This is a genomic window from Pseudoalteromonas sp. KS88 (assembly GCF_004766475.1).
In the GTDB taxonomy this organism is placed as follows: Bacteria; Pseudomonadota; Gammaproteobacteria; order Enterobacterales; family Alteromonadaceae; genus Pseudoalteromonas.
The window spans coordinates 13,673-37,775 of record NZ_PYHV01000026.1; the positions used below are offsets into that span (position 1 = coordinate 13,673).

Annotated in this window: 18 protein-coding genes; 10 read left to right on the plus strand and 8 right to left on the minus strand. The window is 39.5% G+C overall.

Features of this window, described 5'->3' with window-relative positions; genetic code table 11:
* The first annotated feature begins 510 nt into the window (after nucleotides 1-510).
* The 4 genes from C7Y70_RS16685 (at nucleotide 511) to C7Y70_RS16700 (ending at nucleotide 4,910) form a co-directional block, all read left to right on the plus strand.
* Complete coding sequence (locus tag C7Y70_RS16685; protein ID WP_135475974.1) at nucleotides 511-1,419, plus strand: GGDEF domain-containing protein; 909 nt, start codon at nucleotides 511-513, stop codon at nucleotides 1,417-1,419.
* Nucleotides 1,403-2,401: an AraC family transcriptional regulator ligand-binding domain-containing protein gene (locus C7Y70_RS16690; protein WP_135475976.1), complete on the plus strand. Its 999-nt coding sequence runs from the start codon at nucleotides 1,403-1,405 to the stop codon at nucleotides 2,399-2,401. The genes C7Y70_RS16685 and C7Y70_RS16690 overlap by 17 nt, the downstream gene beginning before the upstream one ends.
* A 62-nt stretch (nucleotides 2,402-2,463) precedes the next feature.
* Nucleotides 2,464-3,816, plus strand: coding sequence for a magnesium transporter (locus C7Y70_RS16695; RefSeq protein ID WP_135475977.1), 1,353 nt, complete (start codon nucleotides 2,464-2,466; stop codon nucleotides 3,814-3,816).
* A 182-nt stretch (nucleotides 3,817-3,998) separates the two neighbouring features.
* Nucleotides 3,999-4,910 (plus strand): hypothetical protein, encoded by a 912-nt coding sequence (locus C7Y70_RS16700; protein WP_135475979.1) that lies wholly within the window; start codon nucleotides 3,999-4,001, stop codon nucleotides 4,908-4,910.
* A gap of 457 nt (nucleotides 4,911-5,367) precedes the next feature.
* Here C7Y70_RS16700 and C7Y70_RS16710 read toward each other — a convergent pair whose 3' ends face one another.
* The 3 genes from C7Y70_RS16710 to C7Y70_RS16720 all read right to left on the minus strand — a co-directional run bounded on the left by C7Y70_RS16710 (nucleotide 5,368) and on the right by C7Y70_RS16720 (nucleotide 10,552).
* Nucleotides 5,368-6,333: a diguanylate cyclase gene (locus C7Y70_RS16710; protein WP_343256253.1), complete on the minus strand. Its 966-nt coding sequence runs from the start codon at nucleotides 6,331-6,333 to the stop codon at nucleotides 5,368-5,370.
* A gap of 569 nt (nucleotides 6,334-6,902) precedes the next feature.
* On the minus strand, nucleotides 6,903-7,280 hold the full coding sequence (locus tag C7Y70_RS16715; RefSeq protein WP_135475981.1) for a DP-EP family protein: 378 nt from the start codon (nucleotides 7,278-7,280) through the stop codon (nucleotides 6,903-6,905).
* A gap of 23 nt (nucleotides 7,281-7,303) precedes the next feature.
* Nucleotides 7,304-10,552, minus strand: a complete 3,249-nt coding sequence (locus C7Y70_RS16720) for a winged helix-turn-helix domain-containing protein (RefSeq protein ID WP_135475983.1) — start codon at nucleotides 10,550-10,552, stop codon at nucleotides 7,304-7,306.
* 228 nt (nucleotides 10,553-10,780) lie between these two features.
* Here C7Y70_RS16720 and C7Y70_RS16725 point away from each other — a divergent pair, with 228 nt between their 5' ends.
* The 4 genes from C7Y70_RS16725 to C7Y70_RS16740 all read left to right on the plus strand — a co-directional run bounded on the left by C7Y70_RS16725 (nucleotide 10,781) and on the right by C7Y70_RS16740 (nucleotide 14,510).
* Nucleotides 10,781-11,209: a hypothetical protein gene (locus tag C7Y70_RS16725; RefSeq protein WP_058560003.1), complete on the plus strand. Its 429-nt coding sequence runs from the start codon at nucleotides 10,781-10,783 to the stop codon at nucleotides 11,207-11,209.
* Nucleotides 11,206-11,400: a helix-turn-helix transcriptional regulator gene (locus tag C7Y70_RS16730; protein ID WP_099296932.1), complete on the plus strand. Its 195-nt coding sequence runs from the start codon at nucleotides 11,206-11,208 to the stop codon at nucleotides 11,398-11,400. Before C7Y70_RS16725 ends, C7Y70_RS16730 begins: the two co-directional genes overlap by 4 nt.
* Nucleotides 11,401-11,482: 82 nt before the next feature.
* The gene (locus C7Y70_RS16735; protein ID WP_135475985.1) at nucleotides 11,483-12,199 is read left to right on the plus strand and encodes a DUF1499 domain-containing protein; all 717 of its coding nucleotides are present in this window, start codon (nucleotides 11,483-11,485) and stop codon (nucleotides 12,197-12,199) included.
* Between the two features lie 136 nt (nucleotides 12,200-12,335).
* Nucleotides 12,336-14,510: a TonB-dependent receptor gene (locus tag C7Y70_RS16740; protein WP_135475987.1), complete on the plus strand. Its 2,175-nt coding sequence runs from the start codon at nucleotides 12,336-12,338 to the stop codon at nucleotides 14,508-14,510.
* A gap of 306 nt (nucleotides 14,511-14,816) precedes the next feature.
* Here the strand turns inward: C7Y70_RS16740 and C7Y70_RS16745 are convergent, their stop codons facing one another.
* Nucleotides 14,817-16,211, minus strand: a complete 1,395-nt coding sequence (locus tag C7Y70_RS16745) for a pre-peptidase C-terminal domain-containing protein (protein WP_135475989.1) — start codon at nucleotides 16,209-16,211, stop codon at nucleotides 14,817-14,819.
* Nucleotides 16,212-16,741: 530 nt separating this feature from the next.
* Here C7Y70_RS16745 and C7Y70_RS16750 point away from each other — a divergent pair.
* Nucleotides 16,742-17,533, plus strand: a complete 792-nt coding sequence (locus tag C7Y70_RS16750) for a DUF1444 family protein (RefSeq protein ID WP_167850840.1) — start codon at nucleotides 16,742-16,744, stop codon at nucleotides 17,531-17,533.
* Nucleotides 17,534-17,719: 186 nt separating this feature from the next.
* Here the strand turns inward: C7Y70_RS16750 and C7Y70_RS16755 are convergent, their stop codons facing one another.
* The 3 genes from C7Y70_RS16755 to C7Y70_RS16765 all read right to left on the minus strand — a co-directional run bounded on the left by C7Y70_RS16755 (nucleotide 17,720) and on the right by C7Y70_RS16765 (nucleotide 21,384).
* Nucleotides 17,720-20,593, minus strand: a complete 2,874-nt coding sequence (locus tag C7Y70_RS16755) for a prolyl oligopeptidase family serine peptidase (RefSeq protein ID WP_135475992.1) — start codon at nucleotides 20,591-20,593, stop codon at nucleotides 17,720-17,722.
* Entirely contained in the window at nucleotides 20,593-21,144 is a 552-nt protein-coding gene (locus tag C7Y70_RS16760) for a hypothetical protein (RefSeq protein ID WP_135475994.1), read from the minus strand. The genes C7Y70_RS16755 and C7Y70_RS16760 overlap by 1 nt, the downstream gene beginning before the upstream one ends.
* Before the next feature lie 90 nt (nucleotides 21,145-21,234).
* Nucleotides 21,235-21,384 (minus strand): DUF2986 domain-containing protein, encoded by a 150-nt coding sequence (locus C7Y70_RS16765; RefSeq protein WP_135475995.1) that lies wholly within the window; start codon nucleotides 21,382-21,384, stop codon nucleotides 21,235-21,237.
* 184 nt (nucleotides 21,385-21,568) lie between these two features.
* Here C7Y70_RS16765 and C7Y70_RS16770 point away from each other — a divergent pair, with 184 nt between their 5' ends.
* Nucleotides 21,569-23,059 carry a dipeptidase gene (locus C7Y70_RS16770; RefSeq protein ID WP_135475997.1) on the plus strand — a complete coding sequence of 497 codons (1,491 nt, stop codon included), beginning with the start codon at nucleotides 21,569-21,571 and terminating at the stop codon, nucleotides 23,057-23,059.
* A 97-nt stretch (nucleotides 23,060-23,156) separates the two neighbouring features.
* Here the strand turns inward: C7Y70_RS16770 and C7Y70_RS16775 are convergent, their stop codons facing one another.
* Complete coding sequence (locus C7Y70_RS16775; RefSeq protein ID WP_167850841.1) at nucleotides 23,157-23,963, minus strand: hypothetical protein; 807 nt, start codon at nucleotides 23,961-23,963, stop codon at nucleotides 23,157-23,159.
* Between the last annotated feature and the right edge of the window lie 140 nt (nucleotides 23,964-24,103).

A 24,103-nucleotide genomic window follows, 5' to 3' on the forward strand; every position in this document is an offset into this window, starting at 1 on the left:
TTTGGTGAGCAAACTAAAAAAAGTTAATGACGCTAATGTGACAGTTTTACAGTTAATTCCTGACAAAACGCCAACTTAGTAATTTTCAAACAGACATTTGAGCTGTTTAAACACGGCTCCAGCGCACTAAAAATGGTTATTACTAGGTTAAATACCTAAAAATTTTAATCTCAATGTCATATCAATGAGCCAAAATGACTCTGTCGGTATACCCAAACCACCTCAAGATACAGAATTCAGCGTTTCACAGGGGCTTAATATCAAGGCGTTATTTTGCAAGAATGGCATTCCCTTTTAAGAAGGAACAACGATGAGAGTAAGTGCCTGTGAAGCGCCCAAGGGGTTGGTTTAAAAGCGATTTATACTGCGTTATTGATTTTAACAATAGAACCACTATTACTTGCAATCAATGCCCTGCCTAAATCGCTTTTAATTCCAACTGAAACTCGCATCTTGAGGTGGTTTGGGTATAAGCATACGTAATAGTGTAAATCTTAGAAGACTTAAACAATGCGATATAACCCATTTACCAGCCATGCAAAATTAACCAACACCATCATTTTATTATTGGTTATTGCTGTAGCAATATGCGCTTACTTTGGCGAACTTAAGCAATGGCAAGACATTGCGTGGCTCGATATTGTTGGTGAGGGCGGTATTGTGTTGATGACACTCAGCTGGATAGTTGCGTTACTTATTTCACGACCGCCAGGCAAAGTAACTACCTTATTAGTGTTAGGTTTAGGTTTGTTTATGTTCTCAGCCACACTCGATTTACTCGATGAGTGGTTAAAGCAACCTTCACAATTATGGCTCACCTGGTTTGAGTCACTGCCAGCGCCGTTTGGTATGTCGCTTACCAGCGCAGGGCTTTATTATTGGCATCAAGAGCAATTTGTTTTAAATCGTCAATTACGTCGTCGTGAAGCGCATCTTCGCGAACATGAAAAAGTCTGTCCTGTAACAGGGTTATACCGAGTTAACTACTTACATTCACTCATGCAGCAACGACAAACAGAGCAACAAGGCGGCACTTTAGGTGTTATTGATATTCGTGATTTTGCAAAGTTTAATGCGCAGTTTGGTTTTAGTGAAGGTGATAGGTTACTAAGAGAAATTAGTGATTTATTAGTAATGAATTGCCGGTTAAATGATGTGCTTTGTCGCTATGCCGGAGATTGCTTTATTGTGCTTATGCCGAATACCAGCCAAAGCCAAGCCAAAGAATTACTAGCGCAAATGAAAGCGGCGCTTAACCATTGTGCGTTTAAAGTCGCAAAAAGCAAAGGCGCACAGTTTCAGCATATTTTAACCGCCACCATGGCAATGGATTTAGCGCAAGATCCAGTGCAGCAAACCAGCCTGTTACATCAACAATTACAACAAGAAAAGGCGCTTGTAGGTGCAGCAGTATATTAGTCTAGATGATAAATACCTCAGCGCGGAGGGAATGATCACTGCGCTGGTGGAGCTTGCTCAAGGACGAGGGATCCCGCTGCATAAATTGCTGCGTGGTACGGGTATTTTTGAGCAAGATTTATATGATCTATCACAGCGCTTTAGTTTATCGCAATTATTGGTTTTAATTAGCCAGTTTAAAGCCTTAATGAAGAGTAATGATAGTGGCTTTTTACTGGGTCATCAATTGGTTAATGACGTTAGCCCAGCAGTGCAAAGTGTGCGTTTAAGCCCCAGTTTAGGTATGGCTTTGAAGCAATTACAACAAATTAGTACCGTTATTGCCCCTTTATTATTTACTCGTAGGCATATATTTAAAGACGATTTATATCTGTACTTGCAACCGAGTATCGGTATGGACGAGTCATTAAAAAATTATTGTTTTGAAATATACAGCGCTGCGTTAATGAGCTTACTAAAACGAGTATGTAATGTGTATCCACATTGTTATTTTGACTTTACCTGTAAACGCCCTCGGCATATCCAAGAATATGAGCAGCACTTAGGTTTACGAATACGGTTTGAACAACCCTATACCCGTTGGCACTTTAATAAACAACTACTTAAGTGCCCAAACCCAGAGGCTAGTCAGCTTAGATGGCAGCAGTGCATAGCGCAAAGTGAGTTACACAAGAATGTATCACAGTCTTTTGTTGAGGCTGTGTGCCTGCGCATTTACCGTGATAAAAACAACAGCCTTGCTAACAGTGCTGAGCATTTTGCCATGAGCTCTGCTACGTTTAAACGTAAGTTAAAACAACATGGTGTCAGTTATTCGCAATTACAAGATGAGCAAAATAAACTCAAAGCTCTGCATTTACTGGGGGTGTGCCAGCAAGGTAATGAACGAGTGGCTGATCGGCTTGCATTTTATGATATTCCTAACTTTCGCCGAGCATTTAAGCGTTGGACCGGCATTACGCCGAGTCAGTTAAAAATATAATAGCCAATTTTAGTCACCCTAAGTTAGACTCATGTTATTACAATCTTTTATCGAGTATTAATATGATTGAGTATCCTGTTGATCAACTTCCTCAGCTTATTGATGAACTGTTACAGTGCGACACCACAACACGAAAAAACAAATTATTAGCGGATGCTAAAGAAAAACTCTCCACCGAGCATTTATCGCTATTATTTGAAGCCTTGCCAAAAGAGCAGCGCTTGGAAGTGTGGGAATTACTAGATGAAGACACCCAACACGAAATATTTATAAATCTAGGGGGTGGTAGTTGTCGTTGGCTATTACAAACCTTAGATGAAACCCAAGGTTTTACATTATTAGACGAAGTAAGCGTTGCAGAGTTACTTGAGCTGGAAGAGTTTATTCCTGAACGGTTTGTTGCATACGCTCGCCAGCAACTCGATGAAGTGCAAACTAAGCAGTATGAATTAGCACAACAATTTGATCCTGAGCAATTGGGTCACTGGCTTGATTTTGATGCTTTAAAAGTATCAGAAAAGCTCACCGTAGGTGGCGCACAAAAGATTTTACATAAAGGATTACCGCAATTTACCGAGGTCATTTATTTAGTCAGTCGTAAAGGCAGTTTAATAGGTGAAGTGACCGTAAACGCTTTATTTAAAGCGGATGACACAGATTCATTATTAGATTATGCCAACTTAGATGTAGCTTCGCTGCACGCAGATGATGACTTATACGAAGCGGCTGAAGTGGTGATCCACAGTGAAAAAATGGCCATGCCTGTGGTTAATGCCGATAATAAACTGCTTGGCCGATTAAAAGTCTCATCGGCTTACGAATTACGCCAAGAAATGACTGACGAAGCCGCCGCTAAAGCCGGTGGTTTACGCGAGGATGAAGATTTGTTCTCAAGTGTTGCAAAGTCAGCAAAAAACCGTGGCATTTGGTTAGGTATTAACTTGGCCACGGCCTTTTTAGCCTCGTGGTTTATTGGCTTGTTTGGAGCCACTATTGAGCAAGTAGTGGCCCTTGCGGTGTTAATGCCAGTGGTTGCCTCAATGGGCGGTATTGCCGGTAGTCAAACGCTTACCGTAATAGTGCGTGGTTTAGCGCTTGGCCAAGTAACCGATTCAAACCGTAAAGCCTTACTGAAAAAAGAATTACGGGTAGGAGCAGTTAATGGTTGTGTATGGGCCATCGTGATAGGTGTACTGACTAACCTCTGGTTTAATGATGTTATGCTCAGTATTACAATTACCGTAGCGATACTGTTAAATTTAGTGGCAGCATCATTGTCTGGGGTTATTATTCCATCAATTCTAGACAAAATGAAAATAGATCCTGCGTTATCGGGGTCGGTTATTTTAACTACGGTTACTGATATTGTGGGATTTGTTACCTTCTTAGGTTTAGGTAGTTTGCTGTTACTTTAATGTATCAAAGTGAATAAACTCAAGGCATGTGAAAATAAGATGAGCGTAAATGGTTGGATAAAGCAGCCATTTACATCGAAATTATGATTTTTATTGTTGTTTTAGCTTTTACTCAGAAGCTTTATTAACACACCATTAATTTATGTTATGGTAGAGCTAAGTATTCACGGGCACAAAATGTAATGACTAAAGTACTCTTTTCTTTACCGTTATTTTATTTAATTATATGTAAAGTTGCATTTGCTTCTGAGCACTTTAGCGATCATGAACAGTACTGCTTAACCTTATCTACCGACAATTGTATAGAGCACATTGAAGCTGGGTTAGAACATGAGCCGCAATATACTAAATCATGGTATAAGCTTAAATCGCTTCAAATTGATTACCTATACGACACCTTAAATTTTGATGAAATTATCGTTCAAGTTGAGCCATTAATTGATTTAGAGTCGACTCCCACGGTATTCAAAACACAATTGTATTTTTATTACGCCAAAGCAATTTCGCGCACAGATAAAGATCAAGCCATCATTTATGCTAACAAGGCCATTGCGAAGCTCGAAAATATGTATAGTGCGTTTGAAAATCCTTTTAGATTGCTCGAGCTGGCAAATTTACATTATTCGTTTGGTGATAAAGAACGCTCGTATAATTTGCTTTTGAATATTGGAAGCAGGTTCGCAAAAAGTAGAGACCCTATTTTTCATTTTGAGCTAAATGCAAATAAAGCGAACGTATTCCATAGCTGGGGGAATTTAGAAAAAGCACTTAAGTTTCGCTTACTAGCACTGGACGCAATTATTAATACCGATCATAAAAGTAAAATAACGTTGGCAATTGGCAATGTTGCCCGTACTCACCAATTACTAGCGAATTATGATTTAGCAATAAAATACTATGCTGACTCGTTTGCTTACATGCAATACCCTAAAAACACAGGTACTCATGCGGTTTATACATTAAGAAGTGCTGAGGCGCATTGGCAAAGTAAACGCCGCGATAAAGCGGCGGCTATGTTGAATGAGGTAGATAAAACGCAACTAAAACAAGGGCACTTGAATCTCTACATGAAACTAAAAAAAGACTTAAACTAGGGTCTGTTGACCTTTCAAGGTTAAATTTGCAGTAGTCTGTTTGGTGTTTAGGCAAGGCCGCGCCTATGTAGTGTGGTTATTCCCCATAAATAGGTGATAACGCAGCATCAATGCCAAACAGGCGCTGCCCTTCGGGTTCTGCCTAGGGGCGATTTACTCTTTGTTACCTACATGGATGTAGGTAAGGGGCGTTAGCAGGACGCGGTAGCTTTGCTCGGTTTTGACTTAGCCCACTAGGTTACAAATCTCACGCCGCGATTAAACCGCCCCTAGTTTGAACGAATTTTAATCTGTAAAGGTCATCAGACCCTAACTAAAAAGCCCACTACACTTTTTTAAAATAATAAAAAAAACACCTCATTACACTTATATCTGATAGCGTAATAGGTGTTTTTATCAACTCATTAAACGATGTAGTTCAAGGTATTTGCGCTTTTTATAAATGGTAAAAACCGTATCAGGCACTGGTAATGACTTTATTTCTACCGTCTGTTTTTGCTCTGTAAAGTGCGGTGTCTGCGGCGCAGACTAATGCTTCACTGGTGCGGTATTGATTATTAAACTCGCACGCAATACCTTGGCTCACACTAATTTTTACACCTGGTGGTAGGCCAATATCATTAAATGTCATTGCATTTATTTGTTGCTGAATACTTTTAGCAACCACGTTAGCACTTTCGCGGTTGCAACGAGGTAATATAATAGCAAACTCTTCACCGCCGTATCGCGCTGCTAAACAATCTCGAGAAGGCGTACAGTTTGATATAACCTTGGCTATTTTTTGCAGGCATTTATCGCCTTTAATATGGCCATAAGTGTCGTTAAACTTTTTAAAGTGGTCTACATCGATGAGTATACAGCTCAAAGCTTGTTTACTTTGAATGCTGTCAGCCCAATATTTTTTTAATGACTCATCGAGCGTTAATCTATTCGCTAAGCCTGTTAAATGATCGGTGGAAGCTTGTATTTTCAATTTATTATACATCGCCTTATGTGAACTAAGATCGTGTAATACACAAACATATAATTTCTGTGCACTAGATATACTTGTTGGCATGCTTGATAATGATAAGTCTGCTTCAATAATACTGCCGTCGGTTTTATTTATTTTTACTTCGTTAGGGCCAAAGTTAAGTCGCGTGTCTTTTATGTCTAACCAGTTTAATAATGTATACATGTATTTATCGCGATCAGTATTATATAAAAAGTCCAGTATACTTTTACCAATTAACGCTTGTTGTGAATCCCCCAATAACTGAGCAGCTACCGGGTTAACAAACTCAAAACTACCATGCTGATCAATCACAAAAATGCCTTCGGCAGTGCCATTAAATAATTCAATTAAGGCACCAAATTGCAGATGAGAAAGTGAAGAACAAAGGCTACTACCGACTTGATCTGTTTGTACATGTGTAGCCAACAGTTGGCTGTTATTATTAGTTTGGTTAGACACGTTAATTCCTTTACGCTTTGCTATACGTTTTTGGTGTCTACTAATTTATGAAAAAAACAGCAAATATACCTTCTGGTAACCTTCTGGTTTTAAGTTGTTGAATTTAAAAGTTTGTTTTCATTTTTCGCAGGGTTGATTTAATGCGGTACGCCGATGTAAATCATTTTTCCTTTGTTAACTATTCTTGGATTATGGCATAAGCCTAACTTAAACAGGTCAAAGCATGCTTGTTTTAAGCTGACTAAGCTGGCGAAAATTGCTGTTAGACTGCTAACATCGCCAGTATGTTAAAGGCAGCGAACAGGCATCAGCTTATGAGGGGCTTTCTAATATATAGATCAATTTACTATTAGATTTTTTCGTATATTAAATCATTAAGCATTCGGAAGTTTTGGTTTTTATTATAGAGTAGTTATTAAAGGATGGTTATTAATAATGCTGCTTGGTATGTGTTAGTGTTAAGGTGTTTGGCTTATAAAGATTGCACAGGAATAAATCAGCCCCATGCAATTTAAAAATCAATAATTAAGCGTTGTTAATTAGTTTTTGTCTCTATTTATAACTTGTGGGTCGGCGCTTTCATAGGCTTTGCCATTACACTCAACGTTAAATACTAAACAGGCAGTGCCTGGGTTTTCATCGGTGTCTATGATGGTGATTGTTTGACCATTATTATTGACTTTTGTTGTAAAGTCGCTGGCACAGTTGCCTTCTTTATCGGTGATAGTTGCTCCTGTGAATACAAAACCTTTAGCAAGTGTTGCTTCATTTAAGCTATAAATACCTGCTGTTTCAGTTCTTACAACTCCGCCGCCAGTGACTTCTTTGTTATCTTTAAAGTATGTAAAATTGGCCTTGTCGTTACTGTCTAGTTCAATATTGACAGTAAAGTTGATTTGTTCTTGGGTGGTATTCATATTATTTCCTTTTGTATTTATGCTTATAGCTTAAAATTAGTAATGCCTAATTTAACTAGATTTGCTTTTATTGCTGGTATTTCGTTTGCTCGGTTTAAGCAGGTGTACGCCTGCACTAGTGGATGCGTTACATGAATGCTTTGGTTAATTTTTACTGTTTGAGTAATAGCTCTAAGCGCATTTAAGCAAAATTGCTCTTGCTGAACGGTATTTTCAGCTAATTTAGCTTTATATAGAGTTAAATTAGTAAACTTTAAATTATCACCACTCTTCGCTTTATTGTCTATATACTGTTGATAGTCTTTATCATTTTCAAGAGCTATTAATAGTTCTTGAGCTTTGAGTGGTAACTGCCTATCAATAAAGTGTTGTATGAGACTTAATTGTGTGTTGATTGTTGGCTCTTTACTAAAGTTCTGATTTTTTTGGAACTTATTGATTTCAAGTACGTGTCTTTCAACATTTTTTTCTGTTGAAAGTATTAATTGGTGGGCTAAAAATTCATAATAAGCGAGTTGAAACTCTTTATTTTTTGGATCTTGTAATCGTGCGTTATTAATTGCGTTTGTGGCTTGCTGCGCTTTTTTATATGCTGGTTGCTTGTTAGATAAATAACTTAAAAGATAACTTTGTTGCATGTGTATATTTGCTGACATATAAAAAAGGCTTGCGTCATTGGGGTAGTGATTAGCCATTTTTTTGAACACGCTAACTGCATTTTCCAGCATATCTACTGCTGCATTAAAGTTACCCAATCTCTCTTCTGTTTTTGCAAGCCAGCTGATGGTGTCGGCTTTATCGCGCAATAAGTTTTTATTGTTTGGCTTTAGTTCAAGGGCTTTGTTTTTAAGAGCGAGTGACTTTGTAAACCGTTGCTTCGCGGCAGTATAGTTAAATTGCTTTAAATACAATGACCCCAGTGAATTATGTGAGTACGACAGCTCCATAATGGAGTTAAAGTCATTCGGTGCTAACGAGTACATGGTTTCACTATAAGCATGGTATTTTTTAAATAATGGCTCAGTGGCGGCGTAGTCACTGTTATCATAATTAAGTTGACCCAACCAAAAGGCATTAGCCCCTGCAAGCGTGAGTAGCTCTATGTTGTTTGGTTGGGTTTTTAATAATGCCTCAAGACGAGTGCGGGCGTTTTCAAAGGCGGTAAAGGCTTCGTCTGTTTTGCCGCGGGAATAGGCCACTTCTCCCATGGCCTCAAGGGTTTGTGCATATTGAAAGCGGTTGTTAAAGTCAGCTTGGTTATCGGTGAAATTAAATAACGAGTCGTTATGCTGTTGGTTAGTAAAATATTCCAGCGCTTTATTACTTATACCATCGAGTAAGTCCATACGTTTTACGCTACGTAGTTTGTCAGCAAATTCACCCACCATAAAGCCGAGTAAACTCTCTGCTTCTAAGCGTTTTTGCTGGGCTACTTGCTCAGCGTGGTAGCTGCGCACACTCATTGTAATGGCAATGACACTGATAACAAAAAACACCCCAGTGGTTAATTGTAGTAAGCGTTTATTACGTTTTGTTTTTTTGTTTGAGGCTTTAAGCAGTGCGGCTTCAGAGTTTGATATTTTAAATAGTGGACTGTTAGCAATACTATGCGCTTCTTGCAGTGGTTTACCTTGAGCTAATAAAAAGTCAGGGTGTTTTTGCTCGTTTAGCCAGCGCTCAGCAGCGTGTTGCAATCGGCTTTTTATCGCAAGGCTTTCTTGGTGTTCACTTATCCAATCAATGGCGCGCTGCCAATGACGCAGTAATGCTTCGTGGGCTAAGCTAAAGCAGGCTTGCTCATTTTTAAGGTGTGATACAAATAAGCGGCTATCGACCATCGCCTGTACTAATTGGTTTTGCGCTGGGTTGCTTAGCTCATCCCAACGTGCTGCGCGGCTGGTGAGGGTTTCACCATCTGCGTTTAAGGTAATTAATCTTGATAGTATTAAACCCAGCTCAGCTTGTTGTGGTTTGGGTAATTGCGTAAATACTTGTTCGGCTTTTTGACCAATAGCGCCTTCAATACCGCCTAATGCTTGGTAGTGTGAAACCAATAACTCATCATTTTCACTGCGTTGTAAATATAATTGCTGCAAGGTGTATTGCAACATTGGCAGGGCATCGGGGTTATTGGCGGTGTCGTTACAGAGTATTTCATCCAGTGGTGTTTGGTGCTCAGGATCAAGCTGCCATTTAAGGCCAGCAGCTAAAGCGGGAAGGCGTATCATCTGTTTGAGTTCAGCGCGCGTTGGTGCAAGTAAATCAAAATGAGCACCGTTGGCTTTGCCCGCCATTAAGCTGGGTTGGCTGACAATATGTGGATAGAAGTCATTACGACAGGCACTAAATATAACCATGCAATCGCTGCTAGCAAACAATTCTATAAGGCTAAGAAACTGACTGCGCTCTTGCTCGCTAAATAACGCTGATGAGAGTAAGACTTCAAGGCGGTCAATAAACAAAAATAAGTACGGTTTTAAGTGGTTTGTTTTTTGTTTTAATGCGTGTTTACATTGCTCAATAACTTGCTCTGGTGACGTTATTAATAATTCACACAGTGCATCTGCACTAATATCAGCGAGCACAGGGGCATCGTTAACCTCTAAATCTAGCAAAGTCGAAGCTAAATCGAGCAGAAGTCGGCCTTTATTAATATCGGCAAAATCGAGCTGACAGTAAGATTCAACCCTAAAACCATCGTAGCCTGCGCTATTCATTAATGCTGGTAAAACACCAGCGTTGACTAATGATGACTTGCCAGAGCCACTTGAACCAAGCAATAAACAAAATGCACGGCCATAACTTATTTGCGCAGACGTACGCTGTAGTAATGTGGCGATTTGTTTAGTACGACCAAAAAATACAGTGGCTTGCTCAGGCGAAAAAGCACTTAAACCAACAAAGGGCGAGTCACCTTGCCAAGGGATGTTACTTGCTTTTTGTTCGTCATCAAGCACAAAGCGAATAGGAGCTATAATGCGATAACCTCGTTTACGAATGGTTTCAATAAACTGAGGGCTGCTTGCTTTATCATCAAAGGCTTTACGTAATTGGGTGATAATTTTATGCAGCGGGTTATCGCCTACGTCTACGTTTTGCCAACAGTGGCTAATAATTTCATCACTACTAAGTAACTCACCTTGTTTTTCACAGAGCAACAATAGAACGTCCATCGCTTTGGGCTCTAGTTGCTTGACCTTTTCGCCTAAACGAAGGCTATTTGTAGCTGGGGTAACTTGCCAGTCACCAACAAAAAAAATAGGGGAACTCATGTATCACTCATTTTTATTATAAACACTGTTAGCGTTGATAATTCTATCATGCGCCGAGTCTTTTGATTAATACAATACTATGAGATTAACAGCAAGTGAACGGCTGATATTGCAACTAAAAAAAATAGTAAAAAGTCATGTTTTATAATCTTTAAGTAAAGCAAACTTGACTTTTTGTTTGGGGTCTCTATTATTAAGTCAAGTAAACTTTACTTCTAAGGTGAAAACATGAAAAAGTCAGCACTTACATTTGAACAGCGCAATAAAAAAAATAACCTTAACCTTGCTAAATGGACGTCGGCGTGGGTAATTACACTCGCGATTGCTTCATTTGGCCCACACATTTTATGGCAAGAAGATGCGCTTTTTAGCGTGGTCGCGATTGCTATTAATGTGGTTGTAGGAATAATGATGATCATGGCAAATAAGCGCCAAATTAAAGGAATGGACGAGCTGCAACAGCGGTTACACTTAAATGCCATGGCGATTACGTTAGGCGCAAGCTTAGTTTTTGGTTTGGCTTATTCTGTGGTGCAATCGAGTGGGTTGCTGCAATTTAAGGAAGATATTTCACATTTAGTATTGTTTATGGGGCTGACTTATTTGATCAGTGTACTTGTGATGAATAAGCAATTAAATGATGGAGATGAAGAATGAAAAACCGCTTGAAAGTGTTGCGAGCAGAGCATAACTTCACTCAAGCGAAACTCGCTGAATTATTAGATGTGTCGCGCCAAACGATTAATGCAATAGAGAAAGGTAAGTTTGATCCTAGCTTGCCGTTGGCATTCAAAGCCGCTCGTTTATTTAATTTAACAATTGAAGACATCTTTCAAGATGAAGAATAAACGACACTTAGTTGATCCTAACTAGCATAATTAAGGTATTGTTGTGATTGTGTATATTTATCGAATAGTACGGAGCAGTTAGATGAAGAAGTTAAGTAGCGTGGTGTGTCTGTTAGCCACTTTATTAGTGGTGTTGCCTGGGCCTTTGTATAAATGGCAGTTAATTGAGTTAGGGACTGCATTTACCGGGATCCGCTATGGTGTGTTTGCTGCAATGGCAGGGGCTGTGCTACTTGTGATTCAAGCAGGCTTTTTTCGTAAGCAAACAAATTGGGCTGTGTTTGGTGTAAGCTGTGTGTTTGCGGCAGTGGCAATTGCTATGCCTCTAAGCATTATGAATAAAGCGAAAAGTGTACCACCAATACATGATATTTCTACCGATGTAATAACGCCGCCGGAATTTATTGCTATTGCACCGTTACGCGCTGATGCACCAAACCCTGTTGAATATGCAGGTGCAGAAACAGCAGCACAACAGTTAAAAGCCTACCCTGAGCTTGCCACGCTTAATTATAAAGAAAACACCAAGCATGTGATTCGTGTTTCTATCGATACTGTAAAAAGTTTAGGCTGGGAGCTTGTTAATGCTGACGTTGAGCAAGGTGTGATTGAAGCCACGGATACAACAACGTGGTTTGGCTTTAAAGATGATGTGGTGATCAGAGTCGTTGCTCATGGTGACTCAAGTGCATTAGATATTCGCAGTAAGTCACGCGTAGGAAAAAGCGATTTAGGTAAAAATGCTGAGCGCATTAATCAATTTATTGCACTATTGAATAAAGAGCTTACTGCTAAGTAGATATACTCATTTGCATGCTGCCCTCGGTAGCATGCGCCCTAATTACAAAAAGGGTGCGACAATTTGTCGCGTGTTCACATTAATAAACACGCTATATAATTTGAACATCTTAAACCTGTTGTAATTAAAGAATAAAATGAGCAGCAAATTATCACTTTCTAACTCTCACTTCGTGTTTACTCCTTTAGCATTGTGTATCGCAAGTTTACTAACTCCTTCTGCTTTTGCTGATGATTCAATTGAGCACATTGAAGTGCAGGGCCAACACTTAAATTCACACGCCAACTTAGGCAATGCGGATCAGCTTTTAAATGACTTAGGTGTCGATTTTTCAGCTGCTGGTGGTGTGTCTAACTTACCCATTTTAAATGGAATGATGGGAGATAGAGTCAAAGTGTTAGTGGACGGTGCAGATTTAACTGCTGCGTGTGGTAATCAAATGAACCCGCCATTATCTTATATTTCGGCTAATCAGATCACGTCTTACCAAGTGGTCGCAGGTGTATCACCCGTAAGTGCGGGTGGTGATAATATTGCTGGTGTTATTCAGGTTAACTCTATTGCTCCCCAATATAGTGATAGCGAAGAAATTCACTGGCATTCAGGGTATGCTTCAGCACAATATCGCAGTAGTAACAACGCGAAAGCGGTTGGACTTGGCGCGCGATTAGCCAGTAATACCTTTAGTTTAAACTATCAAGGTGCTTTTGAAGATGCCAAAAGCTATGAAGATGGTAACGGCGATTTGGTACTAGATACGCTTTATAGAGTGCAAAACCATGCACTCACAGCCGCACTACGTGATAAAAAACAACAGATTGTTGTAAAACTAACACATCAAAAAATACCGTTTCAAGGTTTCCCCAATCAATATATGGATATGACCGATAACACCAGTTACGGCGTTATTGCCCAATATAAACGCACCATTGATAGTGGGGATTTTCAAGCACAGGTGAATTTTAACGATGTGCAGCATGAGATGGGTTTTTTCACCGATGAAAAAACCGGCATGATGCCAATGAATACCGATGCGCAAGATATGAGTTACCAACTTAATTGGCGCTTGGACCTTAATGCCGACAGCACATTGTTACTGGGTCAAGAATATTATGGGTACCGTATTGATGATTGGTGGCCTGCGGTTGAAGGCTCTATGATGATGGGGCCAAACGAGTATGTAAATATTAATGATGGCGAGCGTGACCGCTTCACTGGATTCGTAGAGCTGCAACATCAACTTAATAAAAAGTGGTGGGTGTCAGCAGGAACACGTATTGAATACGTAAAAACAAACGCAGGTGAGGTTCAGCCATACACTAAAATGAGTATGAACGACGACATGGATACCATGTCAGGCATGAGCGATATGTCAGATATGGGGGGAATGCATGGCATGAACATGGCAGATCCTAACCAAGAGGCCGCGAAAACCTTTAATGCCATGGACAGAGCGCGCAGTGACACACTTGTTGATGCTAGCTTATTATTGCGCTATCAGTACAGTGATAATGATGAATTACAACTGGGTCTTGCGCGTAAAAATCGGGCGCCTAATTTATATGAGCGTTATAGCTGGGGTGTAAGTACCATGGCCGCAAGCATGATAGGCTGGTTTGGTGATGGCAATGGTTATATTGGCAACCCAGATCTTGACGCAGAAACTGTACATACTATCAGTGCGCGTTATACTAAATCAGCGCATGACGACACGTGGCAAGTTAGTGCAAATGCATGGTATACCCAAGTAAATGATTATATTGATGTAACCGTTGAAGGCACGACACAGCGTATGAAAATGGCGTCCACTGAGCGCAATAAACTGCAATTTACCAACATCGATGCCACGCTCTATGGCGCGAAGCTTGAAGGCGCTATGCGCATAAGCGACACTAAGCATGCAGGCACATGGGACTTAACAGGCGCTATTACAGCCACACGGGGTGAGAGAGATAAATCCAATGAGCCACTTTATCAAATTATGCCATTACACAGTAAATTTGCGTTAGCGCAAACCATAGGTAAATGGCAAAACTCACTCACGTGGCAATGGGTCGACAGTAAAACTCGCATAGATCCACGCCGATTAGAAAACCAAACCGATAGTTACCATTTGCTTAACATAGAAACAAAGGCAACGTGGGATAACTTAACGGCTAAGTTTGCGATTACTAACTTACTTGATGAGTACTATCAACAGCCACTAGGCGGAGTGAGTATTGCAGAATTTAAAGGCGACATGAGCAAAGGTTTTAATCAGTTAGCAGGGCAGGGCCGCTCTGTGAATATTGGAATGAGTTACGCGTTTTAAATGTGTTGTATACCCAAGCCACCTCAAGGTGCAAGTTTCAGTTGGAATTAAAAGCGATCTAGGCCAGGCATTGATTGCAAGTAATAGTGATTCTATTGTTAAAATCAATAACGCAGTATAAATCGCGTTTAAACCAACCCGTTGGGCATTTCACAGGGACTTACTCTCAGTGTTGTTCCTTCTTAAAAGGGATGGCCATTGTTGCAAAGTAACGCTTTGATATTAAGCCCCTGTGAAACGCTGAATTCTGCATCTTGAGGTAGCTTGGGTATATATTAGGAGCCCGAGGGCTCCTAATTTGGGAGATTAATAAGGGTTAATTGGTGAGTAATAGTTACTGTTATTACCATTAACGCTCACATCGAGTTGTGTACCGTTATAGCTATGAGTATTTACATTATAGCTATCGCCAGGCAGTAGCTTCACACGACTTACATTTTGATAATTTACGGCGCTGCCACATTGCAGTGTTGCTCGGTTTGTTCGTGTTGTTTCTTTAAATATATAGATCTCAGCGCTTCCATCAACAACGGCATCGCCATTTGTATTAATAAACAGTGATGTTGCTTCACTCGCTGCAATTGAAAAATGCTGACTACTATGGTGGCCAAGCGACACAATTGCCCGGCCCATTCTGTCACGCTCTTGAAAGTGAGTATCAGTTAAGCTGTTATCTAAAAATGGCACATCAACAAAGCGGTTACTAAAGTTAAGTGTTTCGTGGCAAAAATCAGTAACAACTTCATCAGATACGGCGCCGGCAACTCCATCAGGGTCATAAATGCTGTTTGCCATCAAAGCCATGCCCGCTGAAGTCCCTCCAATAACACCGCCTCTATCAAATACATGTTGAACAGCTGCTTGCACCTTGGTGCCTTGCCATTGATTTAAATAATCAGACTGATCACCACCAGCAACCCAGACAAACTCGGCACTGCGAATAGCCCAATCAACATAGTCACTATTGGCTTTCGTTGTGGTATCAACAATAAGGGTTTCTACAGAGTCAGCACTCATTAGCCCCAGCAGGTAATCATTATAACCATCACTGCCTGATGTTCTAAGTACTACAACGTCAGCGCCACTTCCTGTGTGATTTGCAACGCGGTTGCTAAATGCTTGGTCAACATCGCTGCCGCCACCCATTAATAGCACCGCGCCATTACTTGTTGTTAATGAGTTGCAGCTATCACCGTCTGAACCAGTTATATACGAGGTGAGCGAACTGGGTTTATTTGGTTTATTTCCATAGCCACAATCATTGCCTCCAGGGTTAGATGAGCCTCCATCAGGAAAGCTTACGTCTAAATCGTACCAGCCAGTGCCAGAGTAACGTGTTAATTTAATAAAATAAGTACCTGTGCTTGATGCGTAGTAACTGCCTGACTCAGGCTGTGAGCCAGTAGTGCCTTGTGCAATTGCACCACCACTTGATTGGTATAAGTGCCAGTCAAAGTCATCATTGTTGTTATGCGCAACAGAGATATCAATATTGCCGGGTTCTGTTACTTGAAATGAAAACCAGTCAGTATCGTTTCGCCTCAATGACCCAGCCAATGTAGTATTACTACAAAGGCCTGAGTTGGCATTACTTTCTGTATTATTTGATTCGTTTTCGCTGGTTAAACATGCATGACTTGTACCTGAGAAAAGCAGGCATGCAGCTAGTGTTCCTGTCAGAATTGAGAATTTATTTTTCATTATAATTACCTAAATCTTATAGAGCTATCACCAACATTTTTATCGGCAACAGAAGTTTCAGCAAAGCCTACGGACAACGAGGCTGAGTGTTTTATTTATAAAATTTAAGGTTTACTCGTCGAACCATTCACTTAGGTGATAGTTAACAGAGCATTCTTGAGGAGCACTAGGGGCAGCGATAAATAAGTTATTCATAAACGCCTCCTTAGTGATTATTGACGTGTTTCAGCATAATTGCTGAATACTCAATATTGCACAGGATTTGCGCTGTGGCAACTTTGTTTTAACTTTTTATTTACAGTTTGGGTGGTGGGTTTTTTTAAGCAGTTTATTTGAGAGGCTTTATCTTGATGTTTTGTTACATGTTTTTATTGTGGAAGTTACTGTTAAAACTTACTATTAGCACATATCAAAAAATAAATAGTTAAAGGAACTAGGCTATGAAGTTTTCCCCTCTTTTGTTTTTGTTATTGAGTATGTTTAGCGTATCCGCATTCGCTAATGACATAACAAAACAAGAATTTTCACGGATGTATATTGAACGTGCGAAATTATCACTCGAACAAGCAGCGTTTGATAAGGTAGAAGAATTAGCAATTGAGATTGAGTTTAAAAATGGCTTACATGTAAAAACTAATCTTGCTAATAGCTATACCCGTTATTCTTCTGGGCAAGCAACTATTGATGAAGTGCTAAAAGACATAATTGCCAGTCAAATTGAATATCAAAATTTAGGTGAAGCAGATGCCATCAGTATTAGTCAATTGCGGCCAGTTATAAAATCAAAAAGTTACCTAGAAAATGTGAAAGGTCAGTTAATTGCGGCAGGAGCTAGTAACGTACACTTACCTTATTTTGAGAAGTTAACGGGGGAGCTATTAATTTTTTATGCGATAGATTCACCGGATAGTTTGCGTTTTCTTACTCAGCAAGACCTTCAAAATCTTGCTTTATCTAGTAGTAATATAAGAGACAAAGCCATTGCTAATTTAGATAGTTACTTAAATGATATTAATATCAAAATAGAAAAATTAGATATAGAGAACAATGGTCAGTTGTACATGTTAGTTGCGGATGAAAACTATGAAGCAACAGCTATTCTTACACCATATTTTAAAGATTTACTTAAACAGGAAATACCTGGTGAAGTTGTTATTGGTATGCCAAGTCGCAATATTTTACTTATCGCTAGTAAAAATGACAGTCGAGCAGTAAGGGCTGTCGCTGGAATTACTTACAGCCAATTCCCTGAGCTTGCTTATGCTATTTCGCCTTTTATTTATACTCTTAATGACGGAAACTGGCAGCAAATTGAGCTTTAGGAATTGCTTGTTTGTGCATTTCATCACCGAACACAGGGCTTATTTTCTCGCCTTTTGTGATTCATATTTGTCTGTGAATATTAGGATGAGTTACGTGTTCTAAACAAAAGGCACGATAATCATTTATCGTGCCTTTTATATATGAGCTTTAAAACGCGCTTTAGTGAGTGCTAAGCATTAATAAAGTTAATTGACTGCAGATACAGTAAACGTTTTTTCATGCAATATGGCTTGGTTTGATCCCATAATAGTTAACTGCCATTTTCCCGGTACGGATGTTTCATCCAATGTGCGCACCGTTGACCATTCTGAAAATGGATTACCCCAAAGTGTTTGGTAATAAACGTACTCGTTCTGGTTTGGGTCATCAGGGGTGAAGTGCCATTTAGTGAAGACCACTAACCCATCTTTTCTTGAATCGAGTCCCTTTCTATCAAGCGTAAACTCAACACCAAAGCGTTGTTTACTATCCAGTTTATAAGCAAAGTTATCGAGTTTTGATAACTGTTCAACTTCAGAGCGGCCATTGTATTTATCTGATAAAACGAGTTGGAATAAACCAGACCTTTCAATGTTAATTTCAGTTGTATCGAAATCGAGGCCAAACACCGTTTTTAAGGTTGTTTGCAGTGTGAGTAGCTCAGTATCAGAATATTCCCCCTCAAGCATCATAATTGCGAGTAGCTCACGTATACCTTCACGTGTATTAGTGTCAACTTTATCGCCGTAAGTGTTTAATAAAGAAAAACATTCATTAATGTCTTTGGTTTTATCGTTAGCAATACAATGAATCATGGCTAATTTAAACGCATTAATAACACTTTGTTCTTCATCAAACACCGCTTTAAAGTGTTTGGCAGCTTTTGCATAATCAGGCGTAACAAGTTGGCTAACGCCATAGATAAACCCTAAACGTTCTTGTGCATTGATATAGCCTAAATTTGCAGAGCGGGTGTAATAGTCAATGGCTTTATTTATGTCGATTACTGTATTTTGACCTCGATGATAATAACTCCCCACGTTAAATGTTGCGCGGTCATGGTTAAAATCGGCAGCAAGTTTATAATAGTTAAAGCTTTTATCTTTTAATGATGTATCTACACGACTACTGTTAAAGGTATCAGCAAGCAAAATGTGATCGTGCTTTAAGGCTTCTCTTTCTGACTCAGTGTTGCTTTGTACGACTTTTTTGAGCTTGAGTTTTCGCTGTAAAAAATCAGAAACAAGCGCGATTTCTACTTGATCATAGTACCAGTTGTTATGGCCGTGGCCTGAGTATTTAAAAAAGGCTTTTTCAACATCATGACCTAATTTATCTAAGACATAGTAAAAGCGGTTGCTTTGTTCAAAGCCAGAAGTGTCATCTTGTTTACCCGCGATGATGAGGATAGGCGCTTTTAATGACTTAGCTTGGTATACCGGAGAAATATTTTGCAGGTCTTGGCTGTATTCACCCACAGTACGGGTAACAAATTCACGGTAGTCTTCTGTGAGCGCGTAATTACTTGCATTGTAAAGAAGGGGTAGATCATAAATACCAAAACTGGCTATTACGCACTCATAAATATCAGGGTGCTTAATAGCAAGCATAACGGCAGAGTAGCCACCATAACTCGAACCTATAGAACAGGTATGTTCATAGTCATTTTGGCTACGGACATGTGCAACAGCCGCTGAGATATCTTGTTCTATAAGGTTGCCAAATTGACCGACACCGCTTTCTAAGAAGTCTTTACCAAAGCCTGCTGAACCACGAAAGTTAACCTGTAAAATTGAAAAACCACGGGATGCTAAGTATTGCACCTCAGGGTTAAATTCATCACTTTCTCGCACACCGATTGGTCCACCATGGGGCATGACTAACAAGACTTTTTTATCATCGTGATTCGGTGTCGTTAAGTACCCTTCAAGCGAGGTGCCGTCATTGGCTTCGAAGTTAAAAAATGTCGTTTTAGCGTATTGAACATTTTCCATCTTAGAGATTGAAAACAGCAGTTCGAGTTTATTGTTTTGGGCATTATACAAATAATACTTGCCAGGCTCAGTTGCAGAATGATTAAACAGTAGGTTTAGGGTGCCATCTAATGAGCTACTCACCCAAAAAAACTGCTCACCTTCCAGTGCATTTGCAATACTGTTATGTAAGTTTGAATATTCATCTTCAAAGTAGTGGGTGGTATATTTGCCATGCTGTATATACGATGCTGAAACCAGTTTACCATTACTATTGAGTTCAGCTGATTGGATATCGTATTTGGGGTGGGCATAGAGTATGCCCGTGATAGTTTGGGTGCGTATATCAAATATGCTTACTTGGCTTTTATCTGAGTTTTTATTCGTGATCACCGCAACGGAGTGTTGATTGATAAACCCGATTGGTAAAAATTGGTAGTCAGCATCAGTAATTGTAAAGAAAGGAAGCCACTTTTCGGTACCTAGTGTTTTATAAAAAAACGCTAAGCTTTCGGTTTCTAAATTCAGTTTTACAGTAAACAGTTGTTGTTTGTGATCATCGTAAAAGTAAGTGTCAGCCCCTTTTAAACCTGCTTCTACTGGGGAGTATGTTGCAAAGTCATTACTATAAAGGCTTTCAATGGGTACTTTATAGAGTGATGTTTTCCCCTTGGTTTCTTTAGCAAATAGAATGTGTTTCGTGTCATTTATAAGTCGGCTAACTAAATAACCTTTTGCTTCTACTTTTTTTTGAATAAGGGGTGGCTTAGTGTCACCTTCGCCTTCAGTGATGTTAGCGATAAGGTTGAAGTCTTTTTTCTTATGGTTATTAATTCTCAGCAATACATGATTGTTATCAAGCCATTCGTAATTATAAAATCGAGACTTTTCGTCTAGTTGTAACATGCTATGCACTTTCAACGTGTGTGTATCGATAATGTTCAGGTTGGTCGTTTTATCTGTTTGTAACTCAATAAAGCTGATCCAGCGCCCATTGGGCGATAAGGAAACTTGGCTTTTATTAGGCGAGTACATTAAATTTTCACTGGAAAATATTTCAGCATGGAGAGGGCAAATAATGAAAAGTAAAATGAGTATTTTTTTCATTACTTAACCTCCTGCTTTGCTAGTGTTTGCTCGATAAAAGGGAAAAATAAGTCTTCGCCTGGCCCGCCATAGTTTAACGACCGCCCAGCTAATATTATGGGATAATTGCTTTCAACAAACTCAATGGCTTGTGAGCTTTTATTTTCTAAGACAATCTGTGAAGCGGTATACCAAAAACCACGGGTCGTGATATTTAAGTGGCCCACATAATTGATTTTGTTGGCGGCAAGGGTAAATTGCCATTGTTCTTTTTCATCATCAAGGTCAAGGTAGGAATAGTTATTTAAATTGATGCGAGAAATCGTATATTCCCCAAGCGGGAGATTGGCTAAAATGTAGTTGCTACCGCTGCGAATATCTTGTGCGGTTAGTATGAATGACTTAGGCCCGTCGACATAAATTGCTTTTAAGTCTCTATTGGTTTCAATACCAATAAGTAAGTAGCCTTCATCGACTTTGCTGAGTGTGTCTTTATCTGCTTTTATATTGTCTATTTTAGATGCACATGCAGTTAGCAATAACATCCCACAGAATAGTAAAATCCGTTTCATTTACTCGTACCTTATTTTTGTTATTTCTAACTAAGATACTCAAAATAAGGCGATTTGTTAAGTGTTTAACATACTGTTTATAACAATAATTTAACTTTCAGACTGTTGTTCAGCTTCAAGCGCTAACTTTTCACGATCTGCTTTTGACACATAGGCAGGCTTATTACTTTTATGTAATTTCGCGTTAGCGCGTTTATCTTTCTTTTGAAATTTAGTGACGATTTTCTTTCTACGGTTCATGCCAAGCCCTATACACATATGCTTAAAATTGGTGGCGTAGTATACAGCGTATAAGCTATGTTTAGCTATTTAAATATCCAACATTTAATTACAACAAGATACTTTGTACAAAGCTGGCGTAACGTGTCTTTACAGCGTTACAATTAGAGAGTCTTTTTTCCCTTTCGTTTAATAGGAATTTGCTTTGAAAAAGTTAGTTTTAGCGGGCCTCGCAATCGTGGCCGCAAGTAGTCATGCGAATATCGACCAAATTAGTCAAGATGCTGCAAAATACGCGGTAGACACTTACCAGAACACGCAAATTCACACGTTGGCTAATTTAGTTTCTTATCCAACGGTTAATAAAGAAGGGATTTCAACACTTACAAATCCTGATTTCATTGGTTTTAAAGCGTTATTAAAAATGAAAGCAGCAGCACTTGGTTTTGACTATCAAGATTTAGGGCACACAGTGTTGATTGGTATGGGGGAACAGTCGCAAAAAGTGACGATTGTAACTCACGGCGATGTACAACCAGCAGATGCGAGCAAATGGCAGCAAAGCCCATTTAAAATAGACAGTACCTCAGAGCCAGGTAAATTAATCGCTCGCGGAACTGAAGACGATAAAGGCGCTATAGCGACTGCACTTTATGCGATGAAAGCTATTAAAGATCAAGGTATAACGCTTGAGAACCGCATAGAGTTAATGGTCTATTTAGCCGAAGAATCTGATTGGGCACCGCTTAAAGAGCTTATGAAAACGTATGAGCAACCTAAATACGCAGTCACCATTGATGCGTCGTACCCCGTTGTTGTAGCAGAAAAAGGCTGGAGTCTAGTTGCGCCAACTTTTACAGGCACATCACCACAAACAGGTGTGTATGTAAGTGAGCTAGAAGGTGGCGCATTTGTTAGCCAAATTCCAGAGGATGCCAGCGCTGTGCTACATAACGCAACCGATGCGGATATTGAAACGCTTAATACTAATATTGCCACACTTAAGGATGTTAAAGTGGCGGTTACTGAGGTTAATCAAGGCATCAAAGTATCAGTAAAAGGCACGTCAGCGCATTCATCTGAGCCAGAGGCGGGGTTTAATGCCATTGCTCACTTAGCAGAGGTATTTAAAGGTATCGAGCTTGAGAACAACAGCGACGGTCAAGCCATAGAGTTTATCAACCAGCTTATTGGCCTTGATTTACATGGTAATAACTTTGGCGAAATAGCGTATAGCCATGACTTTATGGGCCCGATGACGGTCTCACCAACACTATTAAAACGCGATGGTAATGATATTACGTTATCTGTAAATATGCGCCGTCCTGTTGGTAAAGATGAAGCGAAATTGCAACAGCAAATAGATACAGCTCTGGCAAACTGGCAAGCGAGTAATCAAGTGCAATTAAAGAACATTGATATTGTGATAGGTACACCAATGTTGCTTGATAGCGCGCCGCATGCTCAAGCATTGCTTGATATATTTAAGCATTTCACCGGAGACGAGGACGCAGGTTTTGTATCAATTGGTGGCGGCACGAACGCTAAGTTATTTGAAAATGCGGTATCGTTTGGTCCATCCATGCCTGGCAAAAAATACACAGGGCATTCAGAGCATGAGTTTATTACCGTTGAGCAGCTTAAGTTAAACCTTAAAATGTATACTGCAATGATGATCAAACTGGGTAATATGTAACACGTTAATTTTGCTTACATAAAGGCGTTTAAAATTAACGGTTTGACCCATGATAGTATCCATGGCGTTGTGATAAAAGCATGGATACTATCTTATTTCAAAAGTCACAAGGTGGATTTTCAATTATCGTTTGCGAACTGACTTGGCCAAATAAGGCTTGAACAGAGGCATCACCTGGTAGCGTATCGACAAACGTTAATAAGTCAGCAGTTTCGCCTGTTATTGTTTCATATAAAACAAGCGAAGTGAGGAGTTTACCTAACTGTTTCGCATGGTTTCCATCTGAGCTATGAAGGTCTAACCCGGGGGACAGCATTAACGCTTTATTCCATGTTAATCCAATAGGTGCAACACAACTGTATTGTTTCTGTGCAATATTTGTGTGTATACCGTGTACGTAAACGGCATCTTCAGGCCTATTTTTCAGCGGGTGTTCTGGAAAAATAATTGGCGTGGCTCCTATCGCTTTAGCACGTTGAATCCAAGTAACAGTCGCATCTATAGGGTATAAAACTGAATGACTTTGAGAGTATTTTTGCCCTTGTAAAATAACATGTGTCCATTGGTTATTTTGTAATGCTTCAACAATGCTATCGTTGTTGATAATAGTGTCGAGAAACATGCCTCCACGAGTTTCAATATTAATAGTTTTATCGGCTTTGGCATGAGTAAATATGTTAGTCAGTAAAACCTCAATGCCTGCGACATGGCTGTTACCTAATATTAAAATGTTATATGGATCTGACTCTTGGTTGTTGGGAATTGCTAAATTATCCGCTGATTTGGCAGGTTGGTCAGGCGAGCTCGCCACTTTGCTTGAGTCTTCTGGTGTTTTTGTTGAGCCACTTCCACCGCATGCACTTAGCGCAAGCGTTAATACATAAATAATTAAATGTTTGTTCATCATTCCCTCGAATTTATTAATTCTAAAAACAAAACCCGTTAAATGTTCATTTGCCTAATTTGTAAAACAATCGACAAGATAAAAAACAACCCGCTAGAGTAAGAGTATAAATTAAATTTAGTGTATTTCGCTTAATAAAA